Raw genomic sequence first — 18,087 nt, 5'->3', positions numbered from 1 at the left:
CTACTTTCTGCTTTTTTTGAAAATCACATGCAGCACGATATCTGCGCTGAAATGACTGATGATGGCAGCTTCCAAGCCGTATTGCCAGAACAGGCAGCCAAACAGGATGCCCATGATGCCGTTCAAAAGCAGTGTCCACAGCGTGACGACTTTGCCTTTTCCGTACGTCATGAAATTCGCCGGGAGGTGGGCGCAAGCAAAAGCGAGAGCCGCAACCCCAATGCCCAGCCAGTAGGCGGTGTCTGCAAGACCGAGCTTCTGTGCCAAAAATACGACAACCGTCATGACGCCGAGCCGCATGAGCACTTCTTCGCAGAACCCTCCGTAAAAAGACGAGAGGACACCGAGCAGCCGCGACGAGATCGGCTCCTTGCCTCTTTTCGCCATCATGTGCGGCTGGAAAAAGCAGTGGTCCAGCCATTTGACCACGAGTCCTACTGCGATGCCCGATCCAAGCGACACCGCCCAAAAGCTTTGCATGGAAAAAGGCAGCGCCGCCCCGGACGACCAGTGATCGAGCACAAACAGCCGAAGCTCAGTTGCAGGCAGGAGCCACAAGCCTGCAGCAGTCGCGATAGCGAGAATGACGCAGGTCTGAATCATCGTCAGCGCAACCATGACAGGCACTGGCGGAACCTTACTGTTGCTGGCAGGATGCATCTCTGCTTGCAGCTGCACTTGCTGGCGAATCGTTCTGAACTGAATCGGGATGATCCCTAGAGCGCACAAGACGCTGATCACCCAGATTAGCCAAAAGTGTTCCACAGCGACGCCCCCCACCTAGATTTCAGATCGTTCCAGCAAGTACCAGCCCATGAAGAAAAAGACGAAGTTGAGCGTCAAGACGCCTGCAAGCCCCGGCACAGCTGCAATGGCGGCTTCGGCAATTGTCGAGTTTTCCTGGATCATCATGATCGCGGCGTTTGTCAGTCCGCCCGGTGACACCATGTCCAAAAACTTGCCGAGAAACTGCGGCACGGTAAAAATCACGATGTTGAAAAGCAGCGAGGCCCCGCCAGCGCCGACAGCGTTGTTGAAAAAGCTGGAGGCGCAAATTGTCGTCGTTACGACAAGCAATAAGTTCGGTATGTAAAGGAGCGTACCGAGCCACACGTGCGCCCAATCGAGTTGGCCGAAAAGCAGCTGCGTGTAGTATGCGGTGATCCCGATCCCGATCAGCATGCTGCCGATGGTCAAGGCGTAATAAGTGACGGCTTTGGCGAGGTAATACTTGGCCCGGCTGACTGGCTTGACGAATACCATGGAGGCGACGCCGGACGCTTTTTCTCCGGCAATCGTTCCCATCGCGACGAGAATCAGCACGAACGTGCCCAGCGAGCTGAATTTGCTGATCGCCGTCGAGAGCACTTCCGGAGCAGACGGGGTGGGGATATTGATGACCGTCCCTTTTGGCAGTCCCGTAGAATTGGCCAAAATTTCCGGCAGCATTTTCATCGTGATCGGCTGCGTGATCATCAAAGCGATAAACACGATCGGGACGATGAGAATTTTGTAGGTCTTCATCAATTCATGAAATTCTTTGCGGATCATCGGGTAGGAAGTCATCCGTTGTTCACCACCTTGAGGAAAATATCCTGAAGGGTCAATGCCGACAGGCGATAATACGCAAGCGTCCCGCCAGATTCCAGAACGATGTGCGGCAGACGAGCCTTGGCTTGCGGCATGTCATTGGCGAAAACCTTGTAAACGCCGCCATCCTGACTCCACTCTTTCACCCAGGCAAGCCCGTCCAGCACGTCCGCCAAATCGATGTCCTCCTGATCCAGCTTGAACTCGATCAACGGCTCTACATGGCTGGCCCGCAACTCTTCCAGACTGGATGACAAAAGCACCGTGCCGTCCTTGATGATCACGATATGGTCGGCGATTCTCTCGACGTCATCGAGGATGTGTGTCGACATGAAGACCGTCATGTGCCGTTTCAGCTTTTCGATCAGGAGCAAGACGTCATGCCGCCCCATGGGGTCGAGAGCGGAAACGGGTTCGTCGAGGACGAGCAGCTTCGGGTTATGGATCAGCGCCTGGGCAATTCCCAGACGCTGCTTCATTCCCCCGCTGTAGCCGCTGATCGGACGATTGCGCGCTTCATTAATTCCGCACAGTTCCAGCAGTTCATCCGTGCGCTGCGCAATCGTATGCTTGTCCAATCCGTACAGTTTGCCAACCCAGTGCATCCACTCCACTGCTGTCATGTAGTTGTAAAAGGCAGGAATTTGCGGGCAGTAGCCTACTTCACTGGTAACTTTGTTGCGTTCGGTTACGACGTCGTAGCCGACCACTTTCACTTTTCCGGCTGTCGGTGCGGCCAGGCCAGTCAAAACGCGAATCGTCGTCGTTTTCCCCGCGCCATTTCCCCCGAGGAACCCGATGCAGCCGATATTGTCGATGGAAAAAGTAACGTTCTTGAGCGCTTTATGGTCCTTGTATTCCTTGGTGAGGCCGTCGCATTCGATTACTCGCAAAGAAGGTCAACCCTTTCTTCGTTTCTTGGGCTAGTCTTTTCGGCCGACAAAGAAATACACAATAGGCCCCAACGTATTGATAAAGATGATGCCGAGCGCCCACGGCCATTTTTTTCCGCCCGCCACTCTCCCTGCATCGCGGCGGACAAGATCAATCAGGGCGATCACCATCAGGAGCAATTGAATCCCAATCAGCGGAGCGAGGAGCTGCATATCTACTTCCATGGATAAAACCTCCAAATTTTATAGTTATTTAAAGTTTACCATTAATTTCATTTTTTTCCACCCAACATCCTGTATCGAGATGTCGGGTGGACTGTTTTTGTGTCAGTTCCGTGTATTTTGTGTCACACGCAATTGACCGGTTCTGGCAAAGTAATCGAGAACTTTCGCAAACACCTCTTCATCGATTTCCGGGCACTCGATGTCAGCCTGGCGCAACAGACGAGTCGTTTTATTGCCGACGTAAACGACGCTGCCCCTGCTGCTGTGACCGTCCGAGAACAGATTGCCGAGCGGTGCGGCCGAGTTGGCGTCCATGCCTTTGTCCTTCGCGTCTTCCTGCACGGCTTCGATCCATTCGTCCATCGTGACTCGTTCCAGCTCAAAGCCTTTGTTCTCGATGGCTGCGATCAAGTCGTCGTAATCGGTTGCGTTCGGATTGAGCAGGTGGAAGTTGCTGTTCATGCTGTGCTCGGTCATGGAGAGGTGAACGATTCCTTTACTTGCAAAATCGACTGGCATCATGTCCAAATCGCCGCTCATGTCAGGAGCTTTGCCCAAATCGATGATTCCGGCGGCAATTCTCCACATCAGGTCGTCTTTTTGGCATGCCCCTGTTTCGCTGTCGCCCGTCATCCGGCCGCAACGGTAGATCGCTGTCGGAATACCGCGCTGGCGAGCCAGGTTGACGATGTGCTCGGCGACCCATTTGCTCTGCGTATAGCCGGAAGTGAGGATGCGGCTGTTCTCCGGCATGTCTTCCTCGCGAACCGCGACGGATTCCTCGCCTTCCTCCGAGGCAAAGGTGAAAATCGTCGAGACGAAGTGGACAGGCTTGGTCTTTTTGGCCGCAGCCAGGCGAATAATTTCCTCCGTGCCGATGACGTTTGCCTTTTTCAAGGCGGCGTACGGATAAACGAAGTTGACCAAGGCGCCGTTGTGGTAGATGACATCGACTGTTGCGGCCAGCGCGTCAAACTGCCCGGCAGACAGCCCGAGTCGCGGCTGGGCCAAATCGCCGATTACCGGAATGATTCTGTGTGCCTGAGCTTCATCCCACAGCTCGTACAGCTGCAACGTTTTGCGCAGGCGGACCAGTCCTTCTTCTTCACCAGAAGCGCGAACGAGGCAGTAAATGTCTGCATCTGTCATCTGCAACAGGTCGCGCAGCAGGAAGGCTCCGAGGAAGCCTGTAGCTCCTGTCAATAACGCCGCCTGGAACTGGCTCGGGTCGCCTTCGTACGGCTGTTCGGCCAAAATCGCCGGATCGAGCGCGACTTCATCCTGAAGACCTTTGGCGTCGATCTCCTGGGAAACGGACGTCAAACCGTGTTTGATAATTTCCTCGATCGTCTTGGCCATCCCCGCGATCGTCGGCGTCTCGAACAAGATGCGCAACGGCACTTCCAGTTGCAGCTCTTCGCGCACTTTAAAAATCAGTTGCGTAGCGAGCAGCGAGTGTCCGCCGATCTCAAAGAAATTGTCGTGCACGCCGATCGTTTCCATTTCCAGCACCGCAGCCCAATGCGCGTGCAGCATGATTTCCACTGGCGTTTGCGGCGCGACGTATTCGACTCCCGCTTCCGAGCGGTCGTATTCCGGCTTCGGCAGCGCTTTGCGATCGAGTTTGCCATTTGGCGTCTTCGGCAAGCTGTCCAAAATCATGTAATGCTGCGGAATCATGTACGCTGGCAGCTTGTCGGCCAAAAAGTGATTCAGATCGTGAATCTTGCTTGTGCAATCTGCCTCGAACACGATGTACGCAACCAGGCACTTGTCGCCTTCCCGATCTTCACGGGCGAGCAGCACGACCTCTTTGACGCCCGGGAAGCGGTTCAGCACGGACTCGATTTCGCCCAGCTCGATGCGGTAGCCACGGATTTTCACCTGGTAATCGACGCGGCCGACAAACTGGAGATTTCCGTCCGGCAAGTAGCGCACGAGGTCGCCAGTCCGGTACATTCTCGCTCCCGGTTCGCGGAACGGATTTTGCACAAAGCGTTCTGCGGTCAGATCGGGACGGTGCAAGTAGCCGCGCGCCAAGCCGGAACCGCTGAGGTACAATTCCCCCGGCACCCCTACTGGCACAGGCTTGCGGTGGCTGTCCAGCACGAAGACGTGCGTATTGAACTGTGGTCTGCCGATTAGCGGCTCGTTCGTCGCTCCTTTTGTCACGATCGCGTGTGTGGAGTAAACGGTATCCTCCGTCGGCCCGTACAGATTGAACACTTTTTCCACGTGCGGGAAGGCGTACAGCTCTTGTGCCAATCGGTTGGAAAGCGGCTCGCCGCACAAGTTGATGACACGCACCGAAGCCGGTATGCCCTTCATGCGGACAAGCTCTGTCGCTGCCGACGGCACTGTATTGACGAGCGTCACCTGATCGGCTGCTGGCAAGGCTGGCAGTTGCAAGGCATTTTCCGCCATGATCACTTTGCCGCCCATGGTCAAGGTGGCAAACATCTCGTACACAGACAAGTCGAAGCAGATCGACGTGGAGAACAGGACGCCGCTCATCTCCTCAGGCGTATAAGTGTCATGCGCCCAAGAGAGGAAGTAAATCACGCTGCGGTGTTCCAGTGCCACCCCTTTTGGATTGCCGGTAGAGCCAGATGTGTAAATGACGTAGATCAAATTGTCGGAGGTCGCAAGCTTGCCTGGATTTTCCTCGGACTCAACCGCTACCGTTGCCCAATCGCGATCCAGGCAAATCACTTTCGCCTGGTGCTCAGGCAGCGTCGGCAGCAGATGTTCTTGCGTAAGCAGAACCGGAATTTGCGAATGCCCGATGATGTAGGCAATCCGCTCTGCCGGATACGCCGGATCGATGGGCACATAAGCGCCGCCAGCCTTGAGGATCGCCAAAAGTCCGATCATCATTTCGACTGTCCGCTCTGCGCATATGCCGACGAGCACTTCCGGGCCAACTCCCTGCTTGCGCAAATAGTGCGCCAGTTGGTTCGCCTGCCTGTTCAACTCGCCGTACGTTACGCGCTGCTCACCCACGATCAGGGCGATGCTGTCCGGTGCTTTGCTCACCATTTCCTCGATCATTTCATGGACGCATTTTTCCCGCGAATACGGTACTTCCGTGCGGTTCCACTCGGTGATCAGCAACTGCTCCTCTTCCTCGCGCATAAGCGGAAGCAACGTAATCGACTGATCCGGGTTCGCTACGATCTCTTCCATCAGTTTGTGGAAGTGCTCGACCATGCGAGTGATCGTGCTGCTGTCAAACAGAGCCTTGTTGTACTCTAGCGTGGCAAGCAGTCCGTCCGGTGTTTCCACCATCGTCACCGTCATGTCGAACTTCGAGGTGACAGCGCCCAGCTCAAGGTCAAAGCTGCTCAGTTGAATGTCGCCAGCAGGTTCAGCCTGTACCGGGATGTTTTGCAAAATAAACATCACCTGGAACAGCGGAGAGTAGCTCATACTGCGCTCCAGTTGCAGCTCGTCCAGCAGTTTTTCAAACGGAACATCCTGATGCGCATAAGCTTCCAGCGCGGTTTCGCGAACGCGCGCAAGCAGCTCGCGGAAGCTTGGGTGGCCGGACATGTCCGTGCGCAGGACGAGTGTATTGATGAAGTAGCCGATCAACTGCTCCGTCTCTTGCTTGTTGCGTCCGGCAATCGGCGTTCCGACGAGAATGTCGTCCTGGTTGGTGTAGCGGTACAGCAAAGTTTGGAACGCGGCAAAGAGCGTCATGAACAAGGTTGCCCCTTCTTTTCGGCTCAGGCTTTGCAATTGTTCCAAAAGCTCCGCTCCAAACTGGACGGACATTTTCTCCCCTTCGTACGTCTGGACGGGCGGGCGCGGGCGGTCTGTCGGCAGTTGCAAAAGCGGCTCGCTGCCCTTCAATTTTTCTCGCCAGTAGCCGAGCTGTTCAGCGAGAACTTCTCCGCTCAGCCATTCCCGTTGCCAGACGGCGAAATCCGCGTACTGGATCGGCAATTCCCCAAGCGGTGACGCTTCTCCCTGACGAAAAGCCTTGTAGTTGGTCATAAGCTCACTCAGCAAAATTCCCATCGACCATCCGTCTGACGCAATGTGGTGCATGACGAACAGGAAAACGAAGTCGTTGGCATCGAGCTGAACCAGACTCGCCCGGAGCAGCAGCCCTTTGGTCAAGTCAAATGGCTGGACAATCGCCTGTTCTGCCAGGCGCTTGATTTCCGCTTCCCGTTCGGCAGGCTCCAGCGCACGCAGATCGATCCGGGTCATTGCCCAATCGCCATGCGGCTGAATGACCTGCACAGGTCGGCCGTCCCGAACTTCGAAGCTGGTTCGCAAGCTTTCGTGGCGCAAAATGATCGCGGAAAAGCTCGCTTCCCAAGCGGCCACGTCTAGCTCGCCCTGGATGCGCAGGAAAGACGGAATGTTGTTGATCGAGCTGTTTTGCGTAAATTGCTCCAGGAACCACAAGCGCTGCTGCGTAAAGGACAAAGGCAGCGGCTCCTTGCGGGATACTTTTCCAATCGGTGGCGCGAGCTTGCGGGATGACTGCTTCGTGAGCAGCTCCAGCTGTTCGCCAAGCCCGGCGACTGTCGGATGTTCAAACAACGTGCGCAGTTGCAGTTCCACGCCAACGATTTCCCGCAGGCGAGAAACCGTCTGTGTCGCAAGCAAGGAGTGACCGCCCAGCTCGAAAAAGTTGTCGTCGATCCCGACTTTTTCCACGGCGAGCACTTCTGCGAAGACGTTGGCGATCATTTCTTCCAGCGGGTTGCGCGGAGCGACGTACGCAGCCGTGATTTGCCCCCAATCAGGAGCTGGCAACGCTTTGCGATCGACTTTTCCGTTCACGTTCAGCGGAATGGCCGGAAGCCACGTGTAGCTCGCCGGAACCATGTAGTCTGGCAGCTTTTCCTTGAGCCATTGCTTGATCTCGTCCACGGACAATTCTCGCTCGGCGGCGCTGGTCAAATAGGCAGCCAAACGCTTGTCACCCGGTCGCACTTCTCGCGCAAGCACGACTGCTTCACGGATCGCTGCGTGCTGTCTGAGCGCCTCTGCGATTTCGCCCAGCTCGATACGATAGCCGCGAATTTTTACCTGATCGTCGAAACGGCCGAGGTAGTCGACGTTGCCATCCGGCAGGTAGCGCACGAGGTCGCCAGTCCGGTAAAGCCGTTCGCCCGGTTGTCCGAATGGATTGGCGACAAAACGCTCCGCTGTAAGCTCGGGGCGGTTCCAATATCCGCGCGCCAGGCACTCGCCGCCGATGTACAGCTCTCCCGGTACGCCGACAGGAACGGGCTTGCGGTTTTGATCCAGCACGTACAGCTTGGTGTTCGGGAACGGACGGCCGATTGTCGGGGTATCGTCGTCAAGCGTCAACTGTTTGATCACGGTACCGACTGTCGCTTCGGTCGGGCCGTAGCAGTTGAAAAATTTTCGTCCTGTTGCATAACGGGAAACCAGTTCGCGGCTGCAAGCATCTCCCCCTACTTCCAGCACGGCGAGATCCGGGTATTCCGCCACAGGTAGCGAAGCCAGCAAGGAGGATGCCATCGATACTTTGCTGATGCGGCGCTCGCGCAACGTGCGGACGAGGTCCGGCCCTGGCAACAGCGACTCGCGATCTTCAATGACTAGCGTCCCGCCTGAAAGCAGCGCCTGCCAAATTTCCGAAACGGAGACGTCGAAGCTGAATGAGGTGAATTGCAGGACGCGACTGGATTCGTCCAATCCGAAATAGGCGATGTACGCCTGCACCATGTTCATCGCACTGCGATGCTCGACAGCTACCCCTTTTGGCAGCCCGGTCGTACCTGATGTGTAGATGACATAAGCGAGATTCGTGGACGCAACATCCGTCTGAATGTTGTCCACGTCTACATGCGCACGATCCGCGAACAGCTTCTCGCCCAGGCAAATGACCGGAGCTGCCGCTTGCGTGAACTTGTCCGCAAGTCCCGCTTGGGTCAGCACGACGACCGCTTGCGAGTCATCCAGCATGTAGGCGATCCGTTCTTCGGGATGCGCAGGATCAATCGGGACATAGGCAGCTCCCGCTTTCAGCACGCCGAGAATGCCGATGATCATTTCCATGGAGCGCTCCACGCAAATCGCTACAGTCGTGTCAGGCTTAACGCCTTGGGCGAGCAGCAGATGAGCCAGCTGGTTTGCCCGCTCGTTCAGTCCGGCGTAGCTCAAGCTTTGCTCTTTGTATTCAAGCGCAATGTTGTCGGGCGTTTTCGCCGCTTGCTGTTCAAAGGCGTGATGGAGGCAAAGCTCGCGCGGATACTCTTTTTCCGTGCGGTTCCAGTCGATCAGTACCTGCTTGCGCTCGTCTTCATCCATCAACGCGACGTCATTCAGAGGCAGCTCCGGCGATTTGCTCATATAGACCATCAGACGGGTCATCTGGTTCAACACGCGCTCGATCATGGCGTCATCGAAGCGATCCTGGTCATACTTCAACTTGAACGCCACTTGTTTGCCTGGCGCTGCGACCAACGTCAGCGGATAGTTCGTTTGCTCGACTGCCGCTACATCGTGAATTTCCAGAGAAACGCCGGATGTCGCAGATGCAGCCTCGTCTTCGCCTTTTTTGGCTGCTTGCACAGTCGGATAGTTCTCAAACACGAGAATCGATTCAAACAGCGCAGACCCGCGCGGCAGTTCACTCCAGCCCTGGATGTCGAACAGCGGCGTGTATTCGTACTCGCGAATTTCCAACTGTCGTCGCTGCAAGTCTTTCAGCCAGGCAAGCAAGGTCGCATCTGTCTGCAACGGAACCCGCACAGGCAGCGTATTGATGAACGAACCGACCATCGTCTCGACACCGGGAAGGTCAGCCGGACGCCCTGAACCTGTCGCCCCGAAAAGCACTTCCTCTTCCCCACTGTAGCTTCCCAAAATCCAGCCCCATGCCCCTTGCACGAGTGTATTGAGCGTCAGCTGATGCTCGCGCGTGAAGCTTTGCAAATGCTCGGTCGCTTCCTCTGACAAAAGGACGCTTTGCTCCTTGTACTGCTTCTGCTGCGAAGCGGCAACATTTTTGCCCATTCCCAAAGAAGTCGGCTCGTGGAAGCCTTTTAGCTGATCTGTCCAGAATGGCTTCGCTTTTTCCCTATCCTGGCGCTTCAGCCAGGCAATGTACTGGGAGAACGGCTGCGAAGGCACAAGCTTTCCTTCTCGCCCCTCGCTGATTGCAGCATAGTGGGCAAGCAGTTCGTTCAACACGATCGGAACGCTCCAACCGTCAAGCAAAACGTGATGGAAGCTCCAGACGAAGCGATACTCCTCGTCTTTGGTCTGGAAGACGACCCAGCGAGACAATGGCGCTTGCGCAATATCGAAGCTGCGTCTGCGGTCTTCTTCCAGAAAAGCTGCCAGCATCTCGTCCTGCACATCTGCTTGCAGGTGGCGCCAGTCTTCCTTGGTGAGCGTGACTTTTACGTCTTTTCGCACGACCTGGTGCGGCTCGCTCAGTCCTTCCCAAACGAAGTGCGTCCGCAAAATGGAGTGGCGATCCAGCACGTTTTGCCACGCTTTTTCCAGGACAGACACGTCCAGATTTTGGAACGTGACCGCAAATTGCACGACGTAATCGCCGCTGTCCTGGTTGTACAAGGAATGGAACAGCATCCCTTGCTGAAGCGGAGACAACGTGTACACATCCTCGATTTGCCGGTCGAAACCGATGTGTTTGTCGATCTGCTTTTGCTCCAGTACAGCCAACGGGAAGTCGGACGGGGAGTACCCTCCTGCTTCCGGCAGTGTGCAATGGGCGACAATCTCGCGCAAGGCAGCCATGAAGCTCTCCGCTACTGCCGCAATCGTACTCTCCTGGTGAAGCTTCTCGCTGTACCGCCAAGTCACGTGGAGCTGTTCCCCTGCCACTACACTGTTTACGTCGAGCAGGTGGTGTCTTTGCGCGCTCGGGCAAAGATTCGCTCCGCTGGACTCAGGTGCCGAACCAAACAAGGAATCGCTGCCGACGATCTGATCGATTTTGCCCATGTAGTTGAACAATACGTCGGCTTGTATGCGGGATATGGCATCGACGATCTCCTGTTCCGCATGGAGGTAGCGGAGCACGCCGTAGCCAAGTCCTTTGTTCGGGATGGCGCGCAGTTCTTCTTTCGTTGTCAAAAGCGCCCGTCTCACCGAAAATGTCTCGTCCCATTGCAGGTGTACCGGATACATGCTGGTGAACCAGCCGACGGTGCGGGACAAATCCAGATGTTCCGCCAGTTCTTCGCGTCCGTGTCCTTCGACGTTGACGAACACCGAACGTTTGCCCGTCCACTGACCGAGCGCCTTGGCCAAAGCGGCCAGCAAGACGTCGTTGATCTGGGTACGGTACGCTTGCGGCACCTGCTGCAAAAGTGCTTTCGTCTCTTCGACGGTCAAGGAAAAATGAACGGACTTGACTGTCGCTTCCGTATTTTCCGCACTATCTGGCATGTCTACGGGCAGTTCAGCCGAATGGACGGAGGACTTGGACAGCCAATAGCTTTTTTCATGCTTGAACGCTTCGGAATGCGCGTAGCGCTCCAGTTCTTGCGCCCACTCTTTGTAGGACGTAGTTTTCGCTGGCAGCTTCACCTCTTGACCTGCGGCGATTTGCTGGTAGGCATGCTGCAAGTCTTCGAGGATAATCCGCCACGACACGCCGTCTACAACCAGGTGATGGGCGACGATCAGGAGGCGGCCCGGCACCTCTTTTCCGAGATGGAAGTAGATGGTTTGCACGACTTGCCCGGCACGCAAACTCAGTTGCGTCTGTGTCTCGTTGGCAATCGCTTCGATGGCACTGGATTGTTCCTCTGGTGCAAGCTGGGACAAATCTTCCACGCGAAACGGAATCGTCTCGCTTGGCGCATCCATCGCTTGCAGCCAGCCGCTTTCGCTTTGTGTATAGCGCATGCGGAAAGCATCGTGCTGGAACATGAGCTGTCCGACCGCTTGTTTCAGCGCCGCAGGATCGATGCCAGCCTGAATGGAAAGCAGCACGGACTGGTTCCAATGATCGCGGTTTGCCAAAGGAAGCCGGAAGAACCACTTCTGAATCGGCAAAAGCGGCAGCTCGCCTGTGACGGCTCCTTGTTCCGCTTGCACCGCTGCTTTTTCCTCCACGATCTCCGCCAGTTCCGCGATCGTCTGGTATTCGAACAGCTGCTTCGGCGCAAGCGACAACCCTGCCTGATTCGCGCGGGACACGATCTGGATGCTGAGAATCGAGTCGCCGCCCAGCTCGAAGAAATTGTCGTGTATCCCGATTTGTTCGATCCCGAGCACGTCTTTCCAGATGGCCGCCAAGCGCCGTTCTTTTTCTGTCGAAGGCGAGACGAACTCTCCTTCCAGCTCCGGACGTTGGAAATCCGGCGCAGGCAAATTTTTACGGTCTACCTTGCCGTTTGGCGTGAGCGGCAAGTACGCCAGCTGGGTGAAAAATGCCGGAACCATGTAATCCGGCAATGTTTCCTTGAGCGCTTTGCGAATGTCGCCTGTCGCAAGCGCCGCCCCTTCCTCCAAAACGAGGTAGGCAGCCAGGCGCTTCGTCCCTTGCTTGTCGGTGCAAACGGTGACGACCGCTTCTTTTACCGCTGGCAAGGCAACAATTGCCGTTTCCACTTCTCCCAGCTCCACACGGAATCCGCGAATGCTCGTCTGATCGTCGGCACGACCGATGAACTCGATACTGCCGTCCGGCAAGGAGCGCACCAAATCCCCTGTGCGATAGAGACGTGCCCCTGCTTTCTCCGTGAACGGATGAGCGACAAAGCGCTCTTGCGTCAAATCGGGACGATTCAGGTAACCGCGCGCAAGGGAACTTCCGCCGATGTACAGTTCACCGGAAACGCCTACAGGAACAGGCTGCCTATGGGCATCGAGAATGTACACCTGAACGTTGTCGATCGGACGGCCAATCGTGGGAGCGGCCGTTTGCCCTGCTTCTTTCGGAACGATGCCCGCCGTCGCCACGACCGTATTTTCAGTAGGGCCGTATTGGTTTACGAGAGTGAACGGAATCTTCTCTGACGGGTAGTGATGCAGCTTGTCTCCGCCTGTCAGCATGTAGCGAAGCGCAGTATCGCCCGGCCACTCCAAAGCGAGCATGCTCTCCGTCAGCGGCGTCGGCAAAAAGCTTACGGTAATGTTCGAAGCGACGAGCCAGTCACGCAGTTTTTCCGGGACAAGCCGGATTTCTTCCTCCGGCAAATACAAGGTGGCTCCTTTTGTTACATAAGGCCAAATTTCCCAGACGGATGCGTCAAAAGCTGTCCCGGCAATTTGCGATGCCCGGTCTGTCGCCGTGACGTCATACGCCCGCTGATGCCAGAAAATCAGATTCAAGAGAGCGGCGTGCTCGATCTCGACTCCTTTTGGCGTGCCTGTCGAACCGGATGTGTAGATGACGTAGGCCAGGTCGCTTGCGGCAGTTGTGTTGACCAGAGCTGCTGTAGGCTCTTGCGCAATCGTCTCCCAATCGGCGTCCAGGCAAATCAGCCGACTCGTGTCTGCGGGCAGTTTTTGCCTGAGTTTTGCTTGCGTAAGCACAATCGCCATGCTCGCATCGTGCATCATGAAGGCGAGACGCTCTTTCGGATACGCCGGGTCCATCGGGATGTAGGCAGCGCCCGCTTTCATGATCGCCAGCTGCCCGATGACCATCTCGACAGAACGCTCGACGCAAATGCCGACCAGACTGCCTCGACCCACGCCTTGCTTTTGCAAATAGTGCGCCAACTGGTTCGCTTTGGCTTCCAGTTGTCCGTACGTCAGGAGTTGATCACGCGTGACGACAGCAGGCTGGTCTGGCATATCGCGGGCCACTTGTGCCACCAGCTCATGGACAAGCTGCTCCGTGGAGTAGGCCACAGCCGTATCGTTCCATTCCAGAACCAGTTGCTGCTCCTCCACTTCGCTCATCAGCGGCAAAGCAGTGATCGCTTGGTTCGCGTTGGCAGCAACGGCTTTCAGCAACGAGCTAAAGTGCCCGATCATCCGCTCCACCGTATTTCGCTCAAACAGCGCCGTGTTGTACTCGAACGTCGCCGCCAAACCGTTTGCCGCTTCTGCCATCGTCAAGGTGAGATCGAACTTGGTCGTCTCCACCTGCTGGCTGCCTTCCAGCGGCAAAATGCGGATTCCATCCAGCGCGTCTGCCTGAACCGGAATGTTTTGCAGGACAAACATCACCTGGAACAGCGGCGAGTAGCTCAGGCTGCGCTCCACGTTCAACTCGTCGACCAGCTTTTCAAAAGGCAAGTCTTGATGGGCATACGCGCCCAAAGCCGTCTCCCGCACGCGGGCAAGCACTTCTTTGAAGCTCGGCTCGCCTGACAAGTCGGTTCGCATGACGAGTGTGTTGATGAAAAAGCCGATCAATCCTTCTGTCTCCTGGCGACTGCGGCCCGCTTCCGGCGTGCCGACGAGAATGTCGTCCTGGCCTGTATAGCGGTACAGGAACACTTGGAAGGCTGCGAGCAGCGTCATGAACAGCGTCGTTCCTTCCCTTTTGCTCAAGGCAAGGAGATTCGCTCTCAGCTCGTCATCGAACAGCAACGAGATGCTGCTGCCTGCATAAGACTGCACAGCGGGACGAGGACGATCTGTCGGCAAGGCAAGCAGCGGTTCTGCTCCCCCAAGCTTCGCCCGCCAGTACGACAGTTGCTCGTCCAAAACATCGCTTGTGAGCCATTCGCGCTGCCAGTAAGCATAATCGGCGTATTGAATCGGCAATTCAGCCAGTTGCGGAGCTTCCGCCTTGGCAAACGCCTGATAGCAATGGAACAATTCACGGATCAAAATGCCTGCCGACCAGCCATCGGCGATGATGTGATGCACATTTAACAGGAAGATGAAATCACGCTCGTCTGTCTGGATGATCGTCGCGCGCATGAGCGGGCCTGTGACGAGGTCAAACGGCCTGTTCGCCTCCTCTTTCGCCAAGCGCAGTCCTGCTTCATTGCGCATTTCCTCCGACCGTTCGCGCAGATCGATCCGTTCCAGCTTCCAGTCGATCTCGGGGTGAATCACCGACACGGCTTCTCCGTTATGGTCCGTGAACGTCGTGCGCAAGCTTTCGTGACGCTGGATGATCGTCTGCAAGCTTTGCTCCAGAGCGTCCATATCCAGCTCCCCTTGCAAGCGTACGGCTGTCGGGATGTTGTAGAGCGCACTGTTTGGCATCAACCGATCAAAGAACCACAAGCGCTGTTGGGCAAAAGAAAGCGGCAAATGCCGATCGCGGGAAACGGGAACGAGCGGGATGCGCGACAGCCCAGATTTGTCTTCGCCAGCAGCCGCGATCCATTCGCTCAGCTTGTTCACTGTCGAGCATTCAAACAGCACACGCAGCGGCAAATCGACGCCAAACGCTTCTTTCAGACGGGAAACGGTTTGCGTAGCCAACAGCGAATGCCCGCCAAGCTCGAAAAAGTCGTCGAAGCTGCCGACCCGCTCGACAGAAAGCACTTGCGACCAGATGTTGGCTACCATTTCCTCTGTAGGCGTGCGCGGCGCCACATACTCCCGCTTCGTGGAAAGCTGGCCCCAATCCGGGACGGGCAGCGCGCGGCGATCTACTTTTCCGTTGACGGTGAGCGGAATGGCATCGAGCCAAACAACACCAGCCGGAACCATGTATTCAGGCAGCGTCTCTTTCAGAAAAAGCGCGATCTCCTCTGCGGGCGGCTGTGCTTTTCCCGCTGCCACCAGATAGGCGGCCAGACGCTTGTCTCCCGCTTTTTCTTCGCGGGCGATGACGACAGCCTCCTGTACGGCAGGGTGCTGCCGGATTGCATTTTCAATCTCGCCCAATTCGATGCGGTAGCCGCGAATTTTCACCTGATGGTCGATGCGACCCAAAAATTCGAGATTGCCGTCTTGCCGATAGCGAACGAGGTCGCCTGTCCGGTAAAGCCGCTCGCCTGCTGCGCCAAAAGGATGCGGGATAAAGCTCTCTGCTGTAAGCTCGGGGCGGTTCCAGTAGCCGCGAGCCAAGCCTTTGCCTCCGATGTACAGCTCCCCTGGCACGCCGACGGGAACGGGATTGAGGTTGGCATCCAGCACGTACACGGTAGCGTTGGCAATCGGGCGGCCAATCGGCGGGTTGTTCATCCCGGCCTGGCAAAGCATCATCGTGGAGCAAACGGTTGCTTCTGTCGGCCCGTAGCAATTGAAAAACTGACGGCCTGGCGCATAGCGTGCCACAAGCTCGCGGCTCGGCGCTTCTCCGCCGACAATCAAGGTGTGCAGGTCAGGCAGATCAGCATCAGGCAAAGCCGCCAGAACGGAAGACACCATGGAGACGGTTGTAATGCGTTGCTCTTGCAAAACCTGAATCAGTTCAGGGCCTGGCAAAAGCGACTCCCGATCCTCGATGACAAGTGTCGCACCCGCGAGCAGAGCCATTACAACTTCGGAAACTGACACGTCAAAGCTGAACGAGGTGAATTGCAAAACGCGGCTGGTCGGCTGAATGTCAAAAGCGTCGATCAGCGCATAAGCCAAATTGATCGCGCTGTGGTGCTCGATCATGACCCCTTTTGGCAATCCGGTAGAGCCGGACGTGTAGATCACGTAAGCAAGGTTTTGCTCCGTCACCTCGGAAGCCGCGTTGTCAACAGGTTCATCCGCCAAAAGATCGCTGTCGAGGCAAATCACGTGTGCGGCTGTCACTGGCAAAATCTCCAGCAGCGACTGCTGGGTCAGCAATACGCTCGCTTGTGAGTCGGCAACCATATAGGCGATGCGTTCCTGCGGATGGGCCGGGTCAATCGGCACGTAGGCGGCTCCCGCTTTCATGACCCCGAGTATTCCGATAATCATTTCCGGGGAACGCTCCAAGCAAATGCCGACGAGCGTATCCGGTTTGACCCCTTTGCGGATAAGCCGATGCGCCAGTTGGTTTGCCCGCTCGTTCAGCTGCGCGTAGGTCAGCTCTCTGTTTTTATAGGCGACCGCTACTGCATCGGGCGTCTTTTCTGCTTGCTGTTCAAAAGCTTGGTGAATGCAAAGCCCGCTCGGGTAATCCTCTGCCGTCTGGTTCCACTCGACCAAAACTTGTTGCCGCTCGCTCTCGCTGATCAGGGACAGATCGCCAATCCGCTGCTTTGCGTTTTTGGCAATCGAGCTCAAGAGCGAATGAAGCTGGTCGACTACCCGCTCAATCGCCGCAAGCTCAAACTGGCTTTCATCGAATTTGACTTTGATGTCGATCGTTTTGCCTGAAGCTGCAACCAGCGTAAACGGATAGTTGGTCTGCTCCTCGGAATAGACGTCCACAATCGAGATGGCGCTTTCCCCGCCTCCCGATTTTCCGACAGGCATGTTTTCAAAAACGAGAATGCTTTCGAACAAAGACTGGCCGCGCGGGACGTCGCTCCACCCCTGGATTTCCACAAGCGGGGTGTATTCATATTGGCGAAAATCCGCTTGCTGCTGTTGCAGCGTTTTGAGCCAGTTGATGACGCTTTCCTCCGCGTTGACTTGCACGCGGACTGGCAATGTATTGATAAACAAGCCGATCATCGTCTCGACTCCGGGCAAGTCAGCCGGGCGTCCCGAAACGGTGGCTCCAAATACGATGTCATCCTGGCCGCTGTAGCGATTCAACAACAGCGCCCACGCGCCTTGCACGATCGTATTGACCGTCAGGCGGTGCTGGCGAGCCAATGTTTGCAGCGCTTTGGAAGTTTGCTCGCTGACGGTCAAATCCAGCTCCCGATACTGTTTTTGATCGAGGTACGGATTTTTGTAGGCTCGTCCGAACGAAAGCGGCGTGGCTTCGGTAAAACCTTGCATATACGTGCGCCAAAACGCTTCCGCCTGCTGCAAATCTTGCTTTTTCAGCCAGACAATGTAATCGCGGTAAACTCTGACCGGAGGGAGGCTCAGCGGCTGCCCTTTGCTGAGCATCTCGTACGCCGCAAACACTTCCCCGAAAACAAGCGGCATACTCCATCCGTCGATCAATACATGGTGCAACGTCCACAAAAAATGAACGGTATCACTGTCCAGATGAAACACATTCAGCCGCATCAACGGCGCTTGCTCGATATCGAAACCGCGTTTGCGGTCTTCTTTGGCAAAATGGTGCAGAAACGCTTCTTGTTCAGAGGAAGAAAGATGAATAAGATCGTGTTCGACCAGGGAAATTTTCAAATCCTTCAAGACGACCTGGACGTATTCTTTTACTTTTCCGCCAACGAATCTGGTGCGAAAAATCGCGTGCCTGTCAACGAGGCACTGCCACGCTTGTTCAAACAGCGGAATATTCAGAGGACCTTGCAGCTTCAACCCCATCTGTACGATGTAGGCTCCGGACTCCGGCTCCAGCAAACTGTGAAAAATGAGGCCCTGCTGCAAAGGAGTAACGGGATAATACGTTTCAATGTTATTCATCTTCTCCTGCTCACTCCTA

The 18,087-nt window shown here is 55.9% G+C and carries 5 protein-coding genes; all 5 read right to left on the bottom strand.

What is annotated here, in order from left to right:
* The 5 genes from NST23_RS13935 to lgrD all read right to left on the bottom strand — a co-directional run bounded on the left by NST23_RS13935 (nt 1) and on the right by lgrD (nt 18,068).
* Nucleotides 1–765, bottom strand: a complete 765-nt coding sequence (locus NST23_RS13935; RefSeq protein ID WP_173598777.1) for a CPBP family intramembrane glutamic endopeptidase — start codon at nt 763–765, stop codon at nt 1–3.
* Between the two features lie 15 nt (nt 766–780).
* Nucleotides 781–1,566: an ABC transporter permease gene (locus NST23_RS13930; protein ID WP_340963873.1), complete on the bottom strand. Its 786-nt coding sequence runs from the start codon at nt 1,564–1,566 to the stop codon at nt 781–783.
* Nucleotides 1,563–2,483: an ABC transporter ATP-binding protein gene (locus NST23_RS13925; RefSeq protein ID WP_122963280.1), complete on the bottom strand. Its 921-nt coding sequence runs from the start codon at nt 2,481–2,483 to the stop codon at nt 1,563–1,565. Before NST23_RS13925 ends, NST23_RS13930 begins: the two co-directional genes overlap by 4 nt.
* Before the next feature lie 30 nt (nt 2,484–2,513).
* Nucleotides 2,514–2,708 (bottom strand): PLD nuclease N-terminal domain-containing protein, encoded by a 195-nt coding sequence (locus NST23_RS13920; RefSeq protein ID WP_063231004.1) that lies wholly within the window; start codon nt 2,706–2,708, stop codon nt 2,514–2,516.
* 102 nt (nt 2,709–2,810) lie between these two features.
* Entirely contained in the window at nt 2,811–18,068 is a 15,258-nt protein-coding gene (gene lgrD, locus NST23_RS13915) for a linear gramicidin non-ribosomal peptide synthetase LgrD (protein ID WP_340963870.1), read from the bottom strand.
* Between the last annotated feature and the right edge of the window lie 19 nt (nt 18,069–18,087).

The sequence above is a fragment of the Brevibacillus sp. FSL K6-0770 genome, from assembly GCF_038000275.1.
In the GTDB taxonomy this organism is placed as follows: Bacteria; Bacillota; Bacilli; order Brevibacillales; family Brevibacillaceae; genus Brevibacillus; species Brevibacillus parabrevis.
This window is presented reverse-complemented; position numbering and strand designations above follow the sequence as displayed.

What these genes read in the sequence shown, in the direction of transcription:
- NST23_RS13930 (WP_340963873.1), bottom strand. Translation starts at nt 1,566, where the DNA reads ATGACTTCCTACCCGATGATCCGCAAAGAATTTCATGAATTGATGAAG.
- NST23_RS13920 (WP_063231004.1), bottom strand. Translation starts at nt 2,708, where the DNA reads ATGGAAGTAGATATGCAGCTCCTCGCTCCGCTGATTGGGATTCAATTG.
- lgrD (WP_340963870.1), bottom strand. Translation starts at nt 18,068, where the DNA reads ATGAATAACATTGAAACGTATTATCCCGTTACTCCTTTGCAGCAGGGC.